Below are 18634 nucleotides of genomic sequence, written 5' to 3' on the forward strand. Positions count from 1 at the left end.
CCTATCTTCTAACTCGCTAAACTCATTCGAAGTCTAAAATTATTCGAGACCTAAAATTGAGTTACCGTGAACTGCTAGCAAAAAGACACTAAATCCTCTGCCACAAACTGCTCAGGTAACTTTTGTAAGCTGCGAAGCATCAATGGATTGGCTAAGACTAATGCCATTTCTTGACGGTTAAATAATGCCATCGCACTTTCTTGGCACTGCGCTTCATGCACCTTAACATGCACAATAGCTTCAACTGGCTCAATAGGCGTTCCCGCTGCACGCAGTGGTTGTTTATCCACCATTGCTAAATGCAACTCCATTAACGCTGGATCTTTCAATAACTGTGCTAATGTCCAAGGTTTAGAGATATGTGCTTGATAGGCTGCACGCGCATCCTGAGCCTGCAAACAAATTGCCGCAGGACTACGTTCTTCTGGCGTAGCTAAAATACCCGCTCGCTTAAACACTTCACCAATTTTGACTGACCCTGTCCAAGCCGAGATAGGCACCGCAAACCATAAACCAATCAGGGCTGGGCTCATCCACGCAAGCAAAGTTAATGAATCCAAAATGGCGGCATAACCTAACATCACCCCCGCGAGCATATGCCAACGGTGACGATAAATAAGCGTTAACCAAGGCATACTGCCATCATCGCGTCGCTGAGGCGACCAGCCGCTATCACGCCCCATCAGAATGGACATCACTGCGCCACAGTGAATAAACATCATAATAGGTGCGATTAATGCGGAAAGCACAACTTCAAACAACACACTGAAAATGGCTTTGATACGGCCGCCCACACTGCGCGCAAACTGACCATCTTTGAGTAGCAGTAATACCCCAAATATTTTGGGCCCAAACAGTACACCCATAGTGATGTAAAATAATCTCAATGCCCTATCGGAGTCCATGATTGGCCATGTAGGGAACAAAGAAAACTGATCGGTGAAATATTCAGGTCTGATAAAGTGCGCCTGCAAGGCAAGCATTAAGCCCGTTAAGATCAACAATAACCAAAATGGCGATGATAAATACGCCATAATTCCCGTCAACAAATGTAAACGGCTGACCCAGTGCAATCCTTTGGTCGGCAAGATACGCGAATGCTGTAAATTACCCTGACACCAACGACGATCCCGTACCGCTAAATCAACGATTGATGGTGGACATTCCTCATATGAACCAGGCAAATCATAGGCTATCACCACACTCCAACCCGCGCGGCGGATAAGTGCAGCTTCAACAAAGTCATGGCTTAGTATGTGACCACCAAAAGGCGGCTTACCTTTCAGATTTGGTAAGCCCGCTGCCCCCATAAATGCTTCGGTGCGAATAATCGCATTGTGACCCCAGAAGTTCCCTTCTTTTTGTACCCACCAACCTAAACCAGTACCAATTACAGGACCATAAATACGCGCCGCAAATTGCTGCAAACGAGCCATCAAGGTCGTACCATTGATAAGCGAAGGTATGGTTTGGATAAGCCCAGCATCAGGATCCGCCTGCATTCGCTGGGCAAGACCTGTGATGGTCGAAGACTCCATTAAGCTATCCGCATCGAGCACTAATAAGTGATCATAACGCGAGCCCCAGCGGCGACAAAAGTCCGCGACATTACCCGCTTTACGAGCCACGTTTTTACGACGGCGACGGTAATATACACGGGAATGTTTATGAGTCTCTTGGCGCAACACCAAAAATGCCTGTTCTTCTAACAGTGCAATTTCTGGATCGGTTGTATCACTTAAAATAAACCAATCGAAGGCATGACCATGCCCTGTCTGTGATAAGGCTTCAGCCATCACAGACACGGCAGAAAACACCCGATCAGGGGATTCATTATAGGTGGGCATTAGAATCGCAGTGCGAGTATGTAACTCGGTCACTTCCAAATCTTTTGCTTTGGGTTTTCTCAATAAAATTAAAAAACCAGCAATACCACTGCAAAATGCCAGCGCAATCCAACAGAAGTTGATCGCAAAAAGCAACAGCACCAAGTATTCCAGAGGCGTGATCCCCCCGATACTGAATACTGCACCCATTTCATAAATTGCAAATGAGGAAAGTAACAGCGCACCACCAACAACAAAGAAACGCCTAGAAGAACGTGAACGAACACCATTAGCCACAGTACTGCGGCGAGGAAAACCCTCTGGCATTTCAGTTAAACTTTGTGGCTCCATAGCACCAGGTCTTTCATTTGGCATGGCACTACCGCCCACGAGCACTTCAGTCTCGAGTACCGAATTCTCGGATACAGTCATATTATTTTGCTCCGTCATGGACCTTAAAGCGTCCAGCGATAGAGCCAGGTTTCAACCTGACGAGGTGTTGGAAATTTGAGTTCAGCCCGTAGTTCAATCAATTCTTTACCTTCTGGCTCTAACTCAAACGCGAGGCGATAGCCGTTATTAGCAGCATTAGGGGCGATCACTACGTTAGAAATGATACCGCCTGAAGCTTCCACTTTCGCCAGCGGTAACTCCTCTGGCATAGCGCCATTGACTTGATAATCCACGACAAATAAACGTCTAGGTGTCGGTTTGGCAATGTCGGCACGACCACTTGCTGTACGGCTAACTACGACATAATTATGTTTTACTGCAGGCTCTTCTCCCCAACTCATGCGGTAAGCAAAGTGGTATTCGCTTCCAGCAGGAATCGGTTGACGCGGCTTCCAGAAGCTCACGATATTATCATGAATTTCTGATTCTGTTGGAATTTCAGTAAGAACAACCGCTCCTTGTCCCCAGTTACCCACAGGTTCAATCCACAAACTTGGACGACGTTCGTATTGGGCTTCAAGATCTTGATAGGCCGCATAACTGCGTTCACGTTGAATTAAACCAAAACCTTGTGGTGAATTATCAGAAAAAGCACTGACCTGTAATTGACGTGGGTTAGCTAACGGACGCCATAGGTGTTCACCACGACCATTGAACATCAATAAACCGTCAGAATCATGCACCTCTGGTCTAAAGTCATCAGTATCATGGCGACCATTGAGTGAATGCAAAAACATACTCGTACTGGGGGCAAGACCGACTTTACTTAACTCGACTCGCGGGAAAAGCGTCGCTTCAACATCGATTTGAGTGTTATCCCCTGGACGAACTGAGAAACGATATGCACCCGCAACACTCGGACTATCGAGCAGTGCGTGCACCACGATCAAATTGCTATCATAGTGAGGACGTTCAACCCAAAAAGCTCGGAAAATAGGAAATTCTTCGCCTTCAGGATCTGCGGTTTTGAGTGCAAGACCTCGGGCTGATAACCCATAAGCATTACCTTTACCTAATGCTCGAAAATAACTCGCACCTTGGAAAACCATTAACTCATCAAATACACCATTGTTATTCAACTGGTTATGAATGCGAAAACCAGAGTAACCAATGTCATCATTCGGTAATGCCTGTGTAATCACCTCACCCGCGGTGAAATATTTAGGCTCATAGGCTAAGTGAGTGGCTTTATTGCCTTCAACAATGGCGATTTCAATCAGATCTTGGAAATAAAATCCACGGTGGAACATCTGCATTTGAAACGGTAACCCTTGATCACGCCAAATAGACGCCGTCGGGTTAAAACGAATATCACGATATTCATCATAGGTCAGTTTTGCCAGACCCACTGGAAGTGGATCCTTTAATACGGAATAGGGTTTGGCAGCCAGCTTTCTGGCAAGTTTCACCACATAATCACTATCAAAAGCGCCAGTCTTAGTGAATCTCACTTGATTTTTAGTCGCAGGTGGAGGAGTCACTTTGGGTGGCGTCACCACTGGCGCGGGGACTGTTTCAGTCGGTTTAGTCTCTTCCGCGTACGCGGTACCAGACAAAGCAAACGCTACGCCTAGTGCCAGTGAACAAATAAGAGACGAATAAGGTTTTGACGATTGGCAACGCAACAAGCTAACCATAGAATTGGTGACCTAAAAATAAACTAAGAAATCAATGTTTTTTCTGTATACAGTGAATTTTTTTCATCTCTATTTTAAGCTGAAAAAGAACATACTGTTACATATCGCGAAAGATATCAGAACGAGAAAAAAACGCATAAATAAAGATGCAGTTAACCTCACCTAAACAATACTATTTAGCAATATACTTATATTATAAAGGCATAACAAGTGACTGTTAACCTATCCTTCTCATTTAAAAACTAATCAAGATCCCATGTATAGAGCGCTATCTCTATTTATAACACAGGAAAAAGCATTATATGCCAACCACCATTTTAGGTTATATAATCAAATTAGCGAGCTAATTGATTGCTATAGTTGAGAATATTCTAGCTGAGTTCCGCCATAATCTCTGCACAGGGCGACGCAAGAGAGAGTGATAACAATGGAAGCCGCAAAACATGCCCTATTGAGGTAAAAAAAGGATAACCACTAACCCTCCCTGCTCCCGAGGTCTTATCTCAAGCCGTCCTTGATGCAACTCTACAATGTGGTGGCAGATGGATAACCCAAGCCCTGCACCTATGCCTTCATTTTCATTCACACGATAAAAACGCTCTGTTGCACTGGCAATTTGTTCTATTGTCATCCCCTGTCCACGATCAGCGACACGGATCTCAATGCCTGACGGTACTGAATCTGCAAAAATTGAAATCTCAGTTTCTATCGGGCTGTATTTACACGCATTTTCAATGATATTTTTCAGGACTAGCAGTAAATAAAATCGATCACATTTTAAGGTTAATTTGGGGTCGATTTGAATATTCCACTCATAATCTGTTATTTGCGGCATTAACTGATTTAATGCATCTTCCACTATGGATAAAATGGCATGGGATTGCACATTCAATTCATCGATCGAGTCAACCCGTGCAAGCACTAGTAGTTGTTCTACCGTATGGCTCATATGTACAACACCAGCATCAATCGCCGCTAAATGAAACCGCTGCTGCGGATCATCTCCGATAAGACTCTCTAAGCCATGTTGATGTAATTTGATCACAGATAACGGGGTTTTAAGCTCATGGGCGGCATCGGCACTAAAGCGGCGTTCCCTCGCAATAAAACGCGCAATGCTTCTAATGTACAGGTTAAGTGCATTGCGTACAGGAATAAGCTCTTTGGGTAATGACATCGTCAAGGGGGTCAGATCGTTAGGCGCACGCTGGATTAACTCTTTCTCAAATATTTTTAATGGCTTAAATGCAATATAAAACAATAAACTCACGATCAATAATGTTAATGGCACAACAATTAAAGGCACAATGACCGTATTGTGCATAATCTGTGAGACAAGCTCCTCACGTACCTCATCCTGCTGAGCAGTGATAATCCACACTCGATATTTTGTAGAAAAAAAACTAAAAACGTGCCAAAGCTCACCGCCTAATAAGGTTTTGTGGTATCCCTGCTCAAACTCAGTGATAGGCTGGCGACCAATATTGTCCGATAGGACTAGTATTTGCTTTGCCTCATTCCAGATCTGAAATGCCAGTTTATGTTCATAAGCAAGCTCTAAAGCGTCCGATTTTTCAGTAAAGGTACTCACTTGACTATCGGGAATATGGAGGACTTGAGGTGTAGGATTTGGCTGGTGAGCATCGACCTCATCATGATAGAAAAGCTCTAGTATTTTAGCGGTTTGCAACATTTGCGCATCAAATAATTCTTCAATTTGATATTTTGCATCTAGAATACTGAACCAGCTAGAAATCCCCACTGAAACGGAAATTCCCGAAAGCATCAACAGTGTCAGCAATAAACGTAGTGAATACGTGTTCAGCTTCTTTAATCGGTTCACGGTGAAATTCTCATTCTCTCAAATTACCAACTACATATTATAAACCGAGGTATATCAAGCTATTACTCTAGTTAATGCATTTCAATCAGGGTATAACCAATACCACGGACCGTTTTTATCAGTTCATTAGCGAGTTTTTTACGTAAATGGTGAATATGCACTTCAATTGAATTACTGCCAACCTCATCCCAACCATAGGTCAATTGTTCCAACTGACCACGAGTCAATACTCGCCCTGCCGATTGTGCTAGTTCCAACAAAAGTTGAAACTCTCGCCTTGAAAGCTGAATGTTTTGCTCTCTAAAAGTCACATCACGGGTGTTTAAATCAATACATAAAGCCCCCACTATCAAACTGTTATGATCTAATCCATACTGACGTCTTACTATCGCTCGAATACGTGCTGCCAACTCTCTGACATCAAAAGGTTTGCCTAGATAATCATCGGCTCCCATATCCAGACACTCAAGTTTAGTGTCGAAATTGGTATTAGCGGTAAGCACTATCGTTGGGATTGAGATCCCCTGTTGACGCCAAGCTTTTAGAAGATCTTTTCCATTGCCATCGGGTAACCCAAGATCGAGAACGATTGCGCTAAAGGTCTCATTTTTAACGCCTTGTAAGGCTTGTTGATAACTGTTGAGATGATCAACTTGCATACCCAGCTTTGCCAAACTAAGGCAAATACCCTGTGCAAGTAATTCATTATCTTCAACTAACATAATGCGCATTCGCTTTATCCTATCTAAAAATACTATATTTAACAGATTGTTGTGATAAAAAATATTCAGCATCAGCGCCTTGCAACATCGCCATTGTTGCAAGCATTCCAGCCGTAACACAATTAGGTCCCAGCACAGTCACTGAACGTGGCGCGCACACCACAGGATATCCCGTTCGCGGATCGATAATATGTCCGTAACGCTTTCCTGCTACTTCAATAAATCGGCGGGTATCACCACTGGTTGCGAGTGCGCCATGCCTTATTGAAAGTACTTTAGCAGCATGATCAAGATGTTGTGGATCTTCAATGCCCACTTGCCACGGTGTCGCTTTTGCAATTGGGCAGGCAATATCCCCCCCCAAAATTGACTAATACTGCAATAGTGGGATAAGACTCCGCGAGCTGATAGGCGACGCTGTCGACCGCGTATTCTTTTGCAACCCCTCCAAAATCTAACTGCATTCCTGCTGGCATAACTAAATATTGTGAGGTGAAGTCTATACGCTCAAATCCCACAAACGCTTTCATTCTCAGAATATCAATATGGGCAGGCAATGGTGTGTTAGGTTCGAATCGCCAAAGTGCCATTAAAGGCCCTGCCGAAATATCAAATAATCCCTCACTTAACTGAAAACACTGCTGAGCAAATTGCAATAATTGCCAAGTTTCTTCATCAATTGATTGTTTTTGGCCTTGGGCATGATTCACATTCCAGAGCATATTGTGTGCAATAAAACGGCTATACTTTTGCTCTATTCGTTGAACCTCTGCCACCGCCATACTGAGCATATGATCAGCAATATCGATCTGGTCACAGGCAATCAGCAGCTCACTGGGGCTTGCCATGGCGCGAAACTCACCGATATAACCCCAATCCCGACGCGACAAAGTGTATGGTATTTTCTTAAGGGGAAAAGTTGGCTGCACTATAAATCTCTCATAAAGATTAAATCACTCATCACGATTGCATTGCACCATAGATCATATTAAGCATGGCGGGGAATAAATGAATAAGTATGGGTTGCAAAGCTTCCCATACTTATTAGCGCCAACATCTTTTTATTCCACTGACTCAACAAATCGCTTAAAAAGAATAACTAAACTGTGCTGCAATCGCCTTTTGAGTCGGGAAAAGATCGAAATTTTGTAGCTCTCCAGGAATACTTGTACCGTTATTTTTAGGATCTTGTTGATAGTATTCCAATCGATAAGACATTTCGTGTCCACCCGATAGTTTATGACCAAATTTAATCCCAATGGTGTACGCCGTCATCTCCCCAATTCGGTAATCGGCACTGGCAAATTCAGGTAAAGGAATATCAGCCATTAAAAAGGGCTGATAAAAATCGACCGCACTTTGTTGGTAGTAACGTAAATGCAATTGACCATAGAAACTGCCGCTAAAATAATAACGGTAATGGGTCTCTAGGGTATGCGAGGTGAGATCCCAATCATCGGTATTGTAGCGGTAGGAAAAATCGACCACACCAGAATCTAATGCCCCTTTTGTCATCACATAAAAACTGTGTTTTAAGCGGGAGTCAGGCCGACTTTCATACAATATATCCTGAGTGATACCATTCTTATCGACCACACTGAGTACTTTATAGGGATCGGTCAAGTAGCCATTAACACTCGATAAACCATAGTTTGCTTGTAATAACCAACGCTGATTGAGTACTTGGGTAACACCGAACATAACCTCGGCCGTTTGTTTATTATCGCTACCTCCTTGACGTGTCGCATCAAATGCACTGCGATAGGCCTCCTGCGTCGTGAAGTTATCGCGAATCGCCATAGAAGATAAATCGACAGGCCGCCCTCCGACCGGATCGACCACATCAAAACTGTAGGCGGTCCCTAAAAATAACGTCGTATTATCCTTATTAAAGCCCCGCTCAATGCCAACATTGGTTCCGATAGACATATAATCAAACTCTTTAGAACCATAGACACCAACATTGAGCTTCCAATCCGGATCCAGTACTTCGCTCCAAGCCGCATTGGCTTGCACACGCGTATCATGGAAGGTGTCATCTAACGGCGTTTCCCCCGCGGATACATGATACTGACCATTACCAGAGGGACGAGTAAAGGTTTGACTGCTGTTTTGAGCGACGGCTCCCGATGCTGATGCACCTGTTAAACTATCAACAACCAATTTGAGATCCAACACACTCTCATCACCAAAGGCCTTTTGTGCGGTTCCAATCGCCTCAATCGCCTGTACTCTATCTTGCTCGCCGTAATACATTAGCGCGGCATCAATTTTCCACTCATCGTTTTTTTTAGCTAATTCAGTGGCATGGGCACTGGTGGTAAACAGGCCACAACTGGCGAGTGCTAAGGCGCCTGCAATCTGCTTTGTTTGTCTATTTGGAATGGTATTTTGTTTATTTGTCATAACTGACAACACCTGTAGGCTACTTGATTTTAATGTTGATCGCCGCGATATAGCAGAGAACATTAGTCACATAACGCACTAATTACAGCCACACCCACCACCTGCAAAGGCTCGGCCACCGCTACTACCTTCTTTACTAAAATAAATATGATCATCAAGCGCTAAATCGAGTTTTTCACTGTCAAGCGCCATATCACTCCGAGCTAAGTGGCCCTTTTCCCAGGGTTGGACACCTAAGTTTGAACAACCACTCAAACCAATCACAAGAGTTACAGCGACAGATATAGGTTTAAGCATAAATTACTCCTTGAGTAAGCTGACGAGCTCTTGCTCGTAATCTGCGGCCTTATTGGTATAAAACCCCACGTGGCTCTGCACTAATTGACCTTGACGATTAAAGATAAAGCTGCTTGGCATACCTAATAAATCAAAGCTACGTGCAACATCGCCTTCAGGATTAAAGCGCACAGTAAAATGGGCGGGAACTTCGGCAAGAAAAGCCTGAGCAAGCAAAGGATCGGTATCAAGATTGATGGCCACAACGGCTAAACCTTGTGCTTGATACTTTTGATGCATTTCGTTCATCCAAGGAAATGACTTACGGCAAGGCACACACCAAGATGCCCAAAAATCGACATACACCACCTGCCCCCTAAATTCAGCAAGCGAAGTCGTTTCATTTCGGGCATCAAATACTGTGTGATCCAAAGACGGTGCGGCTTGGGCACCCACAGCCATTAAAACCAATAGCGACAATAATTTTTTCATAACATATCCATTACTAACAATTAAGCTTGAATCTATTAACCCTATCTTAAGGTTTTCTTAAACAATCAAATAATAAATCCATTCAAGGATGGAGCCGTCAAAGGGTTAATTAATCATCCCGAACAAACGCGATGAAAAAACAAGCAATTTATATCAAAACCCTTAGATTGAGACATTTTGTCCCATTAGAAAAACTGAAATTAGATCTGCGTCATGTTAATCAAATGTCAAAATCAGTTCTGTCACATCTCTTAAAAATTCTTGATATACATCAATAATCTTTACAAACCTAAAGCCTAAACTGATAACGTCAATTATGTAAAACATTTACAATTTACATTCAAATAACAAAAAAGGTTGATCCATGGACACACATGCAGCCCTATATGAACAGGGAAAAGCGCGCTTAGAGGCACTTCGCCAGCTCGCTCCCCGTCAACAGCAATCCCTTGTCGAAAAAATGCAACAACATGGCATTAGTCGCCGTGATTTTATGAAATGGAGTGCGATGGTGACGGGCATGCTCGCATTACCACTTCCGTTTAGTAACTTAGTAGCCGAAGCGGCCGAATTAGCTGACCGAGTTCCCTTAATTTGGTTACATATGGCCGAGTGTACTGGTTGTTCTGAATCTCTTGTTCGTGCCGATACACCGAACTTAGATTCACTGATCTTCGACCATATTTCGCTGGAATACCACGAGACCTTAATGGCGGCCTCTGGTTGGCAAGCAGAAGAAAATCTCGAACATGCGCTAGAAGCCTACAAGGGTCGCTACTTGCTGGCTGTTGAGGGTGCCATTCCTACCGCCAATAATGGCAGTTTCTTAACTGTGGGTTGTAAAGGCCACACAGGTTTAGAGATTATCAAGCATGCTGCTGAAGGTGCTGCAGCCATTATTTCGGTCGGCACTTGCGCCGCATTTGGTGGCGTTCAAGCCGCATATCCTAACCCCACTGGCGCCAAAGGTGTCCATGAGGTCGTGAGTAAACCTGTTATTAATTTAGGCGGTTGTCCACCGAGTGAAAAAAATATTGTGGGTACATTGATGTACTTCATTATGTTTGGAAGATTACCCGCACTGGATATGTTTAATCGTCCAAAGTGGGCTTATGGTGCTCGAGTACATGATAACTGCGAACGTCGTGGCCGTTTCGATGCAGGTGAATTCGTTGAAGAATTTGGCGATCACGGTGCGAAAGAAGGTTATTGCCTTTATAAGGTGGGTTGTAAAGGTCCTTACACATACAACAACTGCCCAACCGAACGCTTTAACCATCACACTAGCTGGCCAGTACTCGCTGGACACGGTTGTATGGGCTGCTCAGAACCTAACTTCTGGGATGATATGGCTGACTTTGAAAAACCCCTTGGCCGTCAACTCCTCCATGGATTGGATGCGACCGCAGATACTATTGGTGCGGTAATTTTAGGCGCGACTGTGGTGGGCATTGGAGCCCATGCTGTTGCCAGTATTTTTGCCAAACCGCTGGAGGAATAACCCATGAGCAAGCGCGTTGTTATCGACCCTATTACCCGTATTGAGGGTCACTTACGTATCGAAGTTGAAGTTGATGAGAATAATGTCATCAACAAGGCTTGGTCATCCTCTACCCTTTGGCGTGGTATTGAAGTCATCCTCAAGGGCCGTACACCTATGGATGTTGGCCTTATCGTTCAGCGGATTTGTGGTGTGTGTACTTATTCCCATTACCGTTGTGGTACAGAAGCCGTTGAAAATGCACTGGGGCTCCAAATTCCACTGAACGCAAAATACTTACGCTCCTTGATGCAAACCTCGCTCTATATGCACGATCATATAGTGCACTTCTACCATTTACATGGTTTAGATTGGGTGGATATTGTTTCTGCATTGAGCGCCGATCCTGCGAAAGCAGCACAGGTTGCCTTGAAGTATGCAGATAATCCGATTGCAGCAGGTGAAGGCGATCTGCGGGCGGTGCAAGAAAGAGTGAAAGGTTTTGTCGAAACAGGCAAACTTGGCCCATTCGCTAACGCTTATTGGGGCAATGGCACCTATAAATTTACCCCTGAACAAAACCTTATTGCCTTATCTCACTACCTAAAAGCACTTGAAGTGCAGCGTGTTGCCGCAGAAATGCTAGCAATATTTGGCGGTAAATCACCTCACCCACAATCACTGGTTGTCGGCGGTGTCACCTCGGTTCGCGATATGTTAAGCCCTGCGCGTTTGCAGGAATGGAAACAAAAACACGCCATCGTAACTGACTTTATCCTACGTGCCTATCAAGCCGATATCGTGATGGCTGCAGAAGCCTTTGGGACAGAGCCAAGCGTTCTTGGCGGCGTGAATGTGAAAAATTTCATGGCGACTAATGACTTTGTCTTAGCTAATGGCGAATTCATGTTTGATCAAGGTGTGATCATGAATGGCGATCTTGCTGGCGTTAGTGATATCAACCCAGATCTTATCGCCGAAGATGTAAGCCACGCTTGGTATACCGCCGATGCGCCGCAACATCCCTATGACGGTACGACGATTCCTAACTATACGGGTTTTATCGAACGCGACACTGTGTATGGCAAGCTGCCAACACTGGATGGTGATGGAAAATACTCTTGGGTAAAATCACCCCGTTATCAAGGCGAACCTGTAGAAGTAGGTCCACTGTCTTGTCTACTGGTGAGTTATGCTCGTGGTAATAAAGTCGTAGTGGATGCCGTTAATGGTTTATTAGCTCGCACAGGTTTACCCGTTGAAGCCTTATTTACCACATTAGGCCGCACTGCTGCCCGTATGTTACAAACCGTGATTGTGGCTCAAGAAGGGTTAAAAACCTTCGAGGCTTTGCTTGTCAACATCCAATCCGATGAAACAACCTTCGTTAAGCCCAATATTGACCCCAACAAAGAATATGTAGGTCATGCCATGATTGAGGCACCGCGCGGAATGTTAAGTCACTGGATCCGCATCAAAAATGGGGTTGTTGAAAACTATCAAGCTGTCGTACCAACCACGTGGAACGCAGGTCCTGTCGATGCCAACGGTAAAATGGGTCCCTATGAAGCTTCGCTCATTGGCTTAAAACTGGAAGATCCAACTAAACCCCTTGAGGTGATACGTATTATTCACTCATTTGACCCTTGCATGGCGTGTTCTGTACACGTAATGGATTTTAAAGGTCAGGCATTGAGCGAGTTCCGTGTCAGCCCCAATGGACAATAATCGAGGGAGGGAGCGCATAATGAACCATTCTGCAACCCGCATTCGTACACTAGTATTTAGTCCTGCAATACGAATTTTTCACTGGCTCAGGGCACTGTCAATATTGGTGCTGGTGATCACAGGATTCTATATTGCTTGGCCGTTTCTTGTGGCACCAGAAAGTAGCGATGTACTCGTTCAAGGTTGGATCCGTTTTGCTCACTTGGTTTGTGGTTTTTTACTGACCGCAATTACTTTAGTTCGCTTCTACCTGTATTTTTTCAGCCGAAGCGATATTGAGCGACGTTCATTCCGGGATGTAATGAGTATCCAAAGTTGGATAACCCAACTGAAATCCTATATTTGGATGGGACATTTGCATAAAGCGGGAGTCTATGGACCACTGCAATTTGTGACTTATGTAGCAATATCCTTAGTTGCACTGGTGATTTGTATTACAGGCCTCGTTTTATATGCCAATGTATACCACGAAGGTTTAGGTGGCATGCTTTGGGGAAGCGCAGCCTGGATTACAGCACAAATGGGTGGACTCGCACAGGTCAGGATTTGGCACCACTACCTCACTTGGGCATTTGTTATCTTTGTGGTTATCCACGTCTATATGGCGGTTTGGTCAGGGATACGCTTCAAACATAACTCTGTTGACTCAATTGTCTCTGGCTATGACTACCATAAGCCAGACTCACATCACTAGGAGTCCAATGAAGATATTGCTACTTGGTATTGGCAATGTCCTGTACGCCGATGAAGGCATCGGCGTACATTTTGTCAATTACATTGCTGATAATTATCAGTTTACCCATGAGTCCCACCAGCTAGAACTGCTCGACGGCGGTACGCTGGCTCAGGGACTCATTCCTATTATCTGCCAATATGATTATTTAATTGTGGTTGATACCGTTAATGCCAACGGTGTCGATACTGGCGAAGTCTATTTCTTCGATTTTGACAAAGCACCCAAGGAAATTGATTGGCAAGGCAGCGCACATGAAGTGGAAATGCTGCAAACCCTCAATATGATGGAAATGGTGGGCGATCGGCCTAAAACCTTTGTGCTAGGTGTCACACCTACAGTGCTTGAACCTATGATCCTAGGGCTAACTCCTAAGGTCGCAGCAGCCGTGCCTTTAATGGAAAAAACCTTGTTAACCCACTTAGCCTCCCTTGGCTTTACTGTGACGCGCATCGCTGAACATAGCATTGATTCGCTGATCCCAGACTCTTATAAACGTGGTGTCCTTATAGATGAAAAACATCAGATTTGATTTTACCTGCTCACGTCAGGTGCCTTTGTACGCGCATTTATGTAATCAATATCTAAATTATGATGCACTGAACATTACTATTGGCTGTGACAATCAAAACCACTTTGGTTCACAAACCTATTTCATTGAAGCCCAAGGTGAGCAAACACAACTGGAACAACTTGCCGATGCAATCGCCGCGGATTTTTTAATTTCTGCTTGGCTCATTGACTCAGGCATCAAGGTCATCAATGAATCCACCGGTCACAAAACACTCCTTCCTTGTTTATATGCCACACCTTCGTCAACCAATACTACCCGAGCGATCGCACCTTTTTGTCAGCAATGCTACCCACTGCTCGGTGATAATCAGTCAGCTCAATTTGGCATCATTGATCTGGCTTGCCCTTGTTGCAAAGGCGAAAACCTGTTAACCACCGAACAAAAAGCTTTAACCTTGTCAGACATAAAAGCTATGGCACAGCATTTACTGACACAAGGCACATTAACACTTAATGCACCAGACAGTATCAGCCTTAGCTTGACGCCTTTTACCAGTGATGCCTTAGGCGAACGTCCCCAATTATTGATCTGCAATCCCAATACACTCAATGCCCATTTTTGCCTCAAAGATCATCAAGTATTAGCGCTTTCCAGTATAGAAAAACCGCTGATCTGTGCCAGACCCACCCAAGAGCACAGTAAACTTACCGCCCCACTTTACGATATATGTTTTGCTTATAGTCGCGTTATCTTAGTGCTGGCTGAAGTGCTCAGGCAAAAAGGCGTAGATTGGGTCTATATTCAAGGCGATCACCAAAGACCAAAGCTTGCGTGGGTCGATGGCGCTTGGGCTCAGCTATCAAGCCAACACATTGTGGCTGTTAAACAATTTATCGCACCTGAACCGCTACGCGAAAAAATCAGCTTTGAGGGCTATCAAGCACAATGGCAAGCCATTAAGCGCTCGCGTTCGCACCAAGGAGAATTGACTGTCACGGCGTTATACGACCCACAATCAAACGAACACTCAGCTATTGAGAACACCCATTCAGAAGATCATACTTTCACCGATTGTGCGCTATTCAGCGCATTGCTAAACGGCAAGTTAGCCAGCCATAAACAGGCAAAAAATGCCGCTATCATCTACCTTAGCCACACTAGGCCCAGCCAAATCGTTACCTGCGATAAAAAGGGTGATACTGAACTCTTCTTCGCATTACCTGAGTTACCCGATAACGGCTATGAAATCTTCCATCAATTGGATAGCAGCCCACAAAAAGCCGTAGCACAAAAATTTAAAAGCTTGTTTCCGGATGACTATTTAAAATTACTGAGCCTAAAACTGTCAGGAAGACGTGATAACTTACAGAGCCTGTGGGCAATTGCCGCTATCTTAATGGGACTTAACCACAGTGAAGAAACTCAACGTCCAGAAACCTTGAGTGATGCCCTAATGGCGGCGGCCATGCGTTACCAAGGTGCCAATGCGCCGCGTATCGATTACCCCTTGACTAAAGGTGAAGCACATCGCAGCCTTAATTGGTGCAAAACCTTAGGCACTGTGCTGAGTTTTCGTATTGCAGGCAATGGCGATCCCAGCCAACTCGCCTTTGCGATGCAGGATTCCCTTGCTGACTATTTCGCAAACTGGTTAGAACATATCGATCTGAATATCGGATTACAACAGATTGCTCTCGCTGGAGATGAGTTAACCAATGAAACCCTCTGCAAACGGATAAGTTTACGCATAGGAAAGAACTTTCCTCTTGTGATTAATCGCAGTCTTGATTTAGACGGAGATAATTTAGCCGTCGGCGCGCTCTACGCTAAGCAGCGTAAACTGAATGAGTAACGTTTAACAAAAAAGCCAAGAGAATACGTATTGGAACATGTTGTCCTAGAGAACCAAGCGCTCAAGCGATATAAATTGCATATTACAGGCATAGTACAAGGGGTGGGGTTTCGCCCCTTTGTATATCGTTACGCCCTTGATAACCAACTAACGGGCACTGTACTCAATAATGCCCAAGGTGTAACCATTGAGTTGCAGGGTAATGAGACTGGTCTCGAACTTTTTATCACCGCACTCAAATCCAATCCACCACCACTGGCACGAATCGATCAGATAACTCAAACATTACTACCCGTTATTGAAGGCGAAACCCTATTTGCCATCATCGAAAGTTGTGATGAAGATATTGAGGGATCAGGCAGTGCTGTCGCTGTATCTGCCGACAAAAGTACCTGTCAAGATTGCCTAAACGATATGCATAACCCCAAGGATCGCCACTTCGGTTATGCCTTTACCAACTGCACTAATTGTGGCCCAAGATATACTATTATCAATGCGTTACCCTATGATAGACACAATACGGCTATGGCTGATTTTGTCATGTGTCCAGATTGTGCAAAATCGTACTACGATCCGCTCGATCGCCGTTATCATGCCCAACCCGTAAGCTGCCCTAACTGTGGTCCTCAACTCTATTTAAAAACACCACAGGGAGAAGATATTACGCCAGTTAACGTCACACAGCAGACTGTGTTACAACTGGCGGCCAATAGATTAGCCCAAGGGCAAATTCTGGCGATTAAAGGATTAGGTGGATTTCATTTAGTATGCGATGCACGCCATACTGGGGCTGTCACAGCGCTTCGCCAACGTAAACAGCGTCAAGCAAAGCCCTTAGCTGTCATGGTGGCCAATATTGCGATGGCGCAGCGATATGTCACCGGGACAGATGCTGAATGGCAAGTGCTCAGTTCACAGGAACGCCCCATCGTACTGATGAATAGCGTACCCGCAAACGATCTTAGCATTGAAGTCGCCCCTAATCTGGACAAACTCGGGGTATTCTTACCTTATACCCCACTGCATCATTTGCTGTTAGCTCTCTTCAATGGCCCCTTGGTCGCCACAAGTGCCAATGTATCGGGTGAACCTATCATCACCCACTGTGATGAGTTAGTGAGTCACCTGAGTCATGTTGTAGATGCCATAGTCGATCATAATCGCCCTATTATTAACGGCTGCGATGACAGTGTTGTACAAGTCATCCAACCTCGAACACATGACACGGCCCCTTATCTTATACCGCCAAGTGTACAAGTACTGCGCCTCGCTCGGGGATTTGCTCCAGCCAGTTTTTCCCTAACAACACCTTTGACTCAATCGATTCTTGCCGTTGGTGCACAACAAAAAAATGCGATTGCCTTCGGTTTTGGCTCGAATGTTTTTTTAAGCCCACATATTGGCGATCTCTTTAGTGTCAGTGCTGAGCAGTATTTTGAACGTACATTAACCACCTTCTCTCGCCTATATCACTTTGAACCTAAATGGATTATTTGTGATAAACATCCAGACTACGCGCCTTCTCGTTGGGCGCAGGCTAATAGTGTCTTAGATGCTAATAACGCCATAGATACAAGCCAACAACGCAAATGTTTCTCGGTGCAGCATCACCATGCCCATGTATTGAGTGTGATGGCAATTAATCAATATTGCGATCCTGTTCTCGGCTTTAGCTTCGATGGGACAGGACTTGGGGAAGATGGCCGTTTATGGGGCGGCGAAGTGCTATTAACCACGCTCGATAAAGCAGAACGGTTGGCTCACTTTGAGCCCATCGCCTTACTGGGTGGCGAGCAAGCGATTAAACAGCCAGTAAGACTCTTATTAGCACTCCTATTTGAACAAATGAGTCTAAGCGAGGTACTGGCTCTGCCATTACCTATACTAAGATGCCTTAGTCCAAACACACTGACGAATTTACATAAAATCTGGCAAAACGGCAGCGCAATAGAAAGCTCATCCGTTGGACGTCTGTTTGATGCCCTCGCCTGTGCATTAGGGCTTATTGAAACCACGCTATTCGAAGGCCAAGCAGGGATGGCTATTGAAGCTGCAGCAAATCGTGCCGATATGCTGGCACTCGATCCGTTAATCCTCGTTCTTCCCTTCAGCGAGGGACAATGGAACAGCAGTGCCATGTTCAAACAAATTATTCAGTTAATCACAGCGCACCCCTTAACCGCTCACAGACGCGACACGATAGCCCGCGCCTTTTTACATACCCTAGGTGAAGCAATCTGTGTTTATGCCGCTAAATACAAACATCTTCCAACCGTACTTTGTGGTGGTGTTTTTCAAAATAAATACCTGTTGGAATACTGCCTGAGTCAACTCAGTGTCCAAGGTAATCAGGTATTATCTAGTCAACACATCCCCATCAATGATGGAGGGATAGCCCTTGGCCAACTGTGGTATGGGATTCATCAAACCGATTGAAAATGCGTTATTTGATGCACCAGGCGTGCGATAGAAGAGGCTTTGTTAAAATGTAAGTATGCTCTATGTCCTTATACTATTGACAGTTTTTAGTAAAAACGCTGGACATACATTAGCCTTTTTGTTCTATCCTTATACGTAAATACGGTGCTTAGCTGAGGGTGGAACCTTGATTGACATCATTACGCAATCCTCATTTACTGAAATTGCCGCACTGCTGGTTATGGCCGCTATTA

The 18634-nt window shown here is 44.6% G+C and carries 13 protein-coding genes and 1 pseudogene; 6 read left to right on the top strand and 8 right to left on the bottom strand.

Annotated elements, in window-relative coordinates:
- Nucleotides 1–74: 74 nt before the first annotated feature.
- From mdoH to JEZ96_RS10145, 8 genes and pseudogenes are all read right to left on the bottom strand, one after another.
- Nucleotides 75–2258 carry a glucans biosynthesis glucosyltransferase MdoH gene (gene mdoH / locus JEZ96_RS10110; protein WP_011789258.1) on the bottom strand — a complete coding sequence of 728 codons (2184 nt, stop codon included), beginning with the start codon at nucleotides 2256–2258 and terminating at the stop codon, nucleotides 75–77.
- Between the two features lie 23 nt (nucleotides 2259–2281).
- Nucleotides 2282–3916, bottom strand: a complete 1635-nt coding sequence (locus tag JEZ96_RS10115; protein ID WP_011789257.1) for a glucan biosynthesis protein G — start codon at nucleotides 3914–3916, stop codon at nucleotides 2282–2284.
- 448 nt (nucleotides 3917–4364) lie between these two features.
- Nucleotides 4365–5759, bottom strand: a complete 1395-nt coding sequence (locus JEZ96_RS10120) for an ATP-binding protein (protein ID WP_025007695.1) — start codon at nucleotides 5757–5759, stop codon at nucleotides 4365–4367.
- A gap of 71 nt (nucleotides 5760–5830) precedes the next feature.
- Nucleotides 5831–6490, bottom strand: coding sequence for a response regulator transcription factor (locus tag JEZ96_RS10125; protein WP_011789255.1), 660 nt, complete (start codon nucleotides 6488–6490; stop codon nucleotides 5831–5833).
- Nucleotides 6491–6500: 10 nt separating this feature from the next.
- Nucleotides 6501–7329 (bottom strand): annotated as a pseudogene (locus tag JEZ96_RS10130) (FAD:protein FMN transferase).
- A 238-nt stretch (nucleotides 7330–7567) separates the two neighbouring features.
- Complete coding sequence (locus JEZ96_RS10135) at nucleotides 7568–8887, bottom strand: DUF3570 domain-containing protein (RefSeq protein WP_025007697.1); 1320 nt, start codon at nucleotides 8885–8887, stop codon at nucleotides 7568–7570.
- 78 nt (nucleotides 8888–8965) lie between these two features.
- A complete protein-coding gene (locus JEZ96_RS10140) occupies nucleotides 8966–9184 on the bottom strand; it encodes a DUF4266 domain-containing protein (protein WP_011789252.1) in 219 nt (72 codons plus the stop codon).
- Nucleotides 9185–9187: 3 nt separating this feature from the next.
- The gene (locus tag JEZ96_RS10145; protein ID WP_011789251.1) at nucleotides 9188–9655 is read right to left on the bottom strand and encodes a TlpA family protein disulfide reductase; all 468 of its coding nucleotides are present in this window, start codon (nucleotides 9653–9655) and stop codon (nucleotides 9188–9190) included.
- 364 nt (nucleotides 9656–10019) lie between these two features.
- Here JEZ96_RS10145 and hyaA point away from each other — a divergent pair, with 364 nt between their 5' ends.
- Genes hyaA through hypF form a run of 6 tightly spaced genes read left to right on the top strand, consistent with a single transcriptional unit; the run spans nucleotide 10020 to nucleotide 18398 of the window.
- Nucleotides 10020–11156, top strand: coding sequence for a nickel-dependent hydrogenase small subunit (hyaA, locus tag JEZ96_RS10150; RefSeq protein ID WP_011789250.1), 1137 nt, complete (start codon nucleotides 10020–10022; stop codon nucleotides 11154–11156).
- Between the two features lie 3 nt (nucleotides 11157–11159).
- Entirely contained in the window at nucleotides 11160–12863 is a 1704-nt protein-coding gene (gene hyaB, locus JEZ96_RS10155; protein ID WP_011789249.1) for a nickel-dependent hydrogenase large subunit, read from the top strand.
- A gap of 19 nt (nucleotides 12864–12882) precedes the next feature.
- The gene (gene cybH, locus JEZ96_RS10160) at nucleotides 12883–13557 is read left to right on the top strand and encodes a Ni/Fe-hydrogenase, b-type cytochrome subunit (RefSeq protein WP_011789248.1); all 675 of its coding nucleotides are present in this window, start codon (nucleotides 12883–12885) and stop codon (nucleotides 13555–13557) included.
- 7 nt (nucleotides 13558–13564) lie between these two features.
- A complete protein-coding gene (locus JEZ96_RS10165) occupies nucleotides 13565–14128 on the top strand; it encodes a HyaD/HybD family hydrogenase maturation endopeptidase (protein WP_011789247.1) in 564 nt (187 codons plus the stop codon).
- Nucleotides 14109–15962 (top strand): hypothetical protein, encoded by a 1854-nt coding sequence (locus tag JEZ96_RS10170; protein WP_014610524.1) that lies wholly within the window; start codon nucleotides 14109–14111, stop codon nucleotides 15960–15962. The genes JEZ96_RS10165 and JEZ96_RS10170 overlap by 20 nt, the downstream gene beginning before the upstream one ends.
- Before the next feature lie 30 nt (nucleotides 15963–15992).
- Nucleotides 15993–18398: a carbamoyltransferase HypF gene (hypF, locus tag JEZ96_RS10175; protein ID WP_025007698.1), complete on the top strand. Its 2406-nt coding sequence runs from the start codon at nucleotides 15993–15995 to the stop codon at nucleotides 18396–18398.
- Nucleotides 18399–18634 lie beyond the last annotated feature (236 nt).

Source organism: Shewanella putrefaciens, from assembly GCF_016406325.1.
Lineage (GTDB): Bacteria > Pseudomonadota > Gammaproteobacteria > Enterobacterales > Shewanellaceae > Shewanella > Shewanella putrefaciens.

What these genes read in the sequence shown, in the direction of transcription:
- cybH (WP_011789248.1), top strand. Translation starts at nt 12,883, where the DNA reads ATGAACCATTCTGCAACCCGCATTCGTACACTAGTATTTAGTCCTGCA.
- JEZ96_RS10170 (WP_014610524.1), top strand. Translation starts at nt 14,109, where the DNA reads ATGAAAAACATCAGATTTGATTTTACCTGCTCACGTCAGGTGCCTTTG.
- mdoH (WP_011789258.1), bottom strand. Translation starts at nt 2,258, where the DNA reads ATGACTGTATCCGAGAATTCGGTACTCGAGACTGAAGTGCTCGTGGGC.
- JEZ96_RS10165 (WP_011789247.1), top strand. Translation starts at nt 13,565, where the DNA reads ATGAAGATATTGCTACTTGGTATTGGCAATGTCCTGTACGCCGATGAA.
- JEZ96_RS10135 (WP_025007697.1), bottom strand. Translation starts at nt 8,887, where the DNA reads ATGACAAATAAACAAAATACCATTCCAAATAGACAAACAAAGCAGATT.
- hyaA (WP_011789250.1), top strand. Translation starts at nt 10,020, where the DNA reads ATGGACACACATGCAGCCCTATATGAACAGGGAAAAGCGCGCTTAGAG.
- JEZ96_RS10140 (WP_011789252.1), bottom strand. Translation starts at nt 9,184, where the DNA reads ATGCTTAAACCTATATCTGTCGCTGTAACTCTTGTGATTGGTTTGAGT.
- JEZ96_RS10125 (WP_011789255.1), bottom strand. Translation starts at nt 6,490, where the DNA reads ATGCGCATTATGTTAGTTGAAGATAATGAATTACTTGCACAGGGTATT.
- JEZ96_RS10115 (WP_011789257.1), bottom strand. Translation starts at nt 3,916, where the DNA reads ATGGTTAGCTTGTTGCGTTGCCAATCGTCAAAACCTTATTCGTCTCTT.
- hyaB (WP_011789249.1), top strand. Translation starts at nt 11,160, where the DNA reads ATGAGCAAGCGCGTTGTTATCGACCCTATTACCCGTATTGAGGGTCAC.
- JEZ96_RS10145 (WP_011789251.1), bottom strand. Translation starts at nt 9,655, where the DNA reads ATGAAAAAATTATTGTCGCTATTGGTTTTAATGGCTGTGGGTGCCCAA.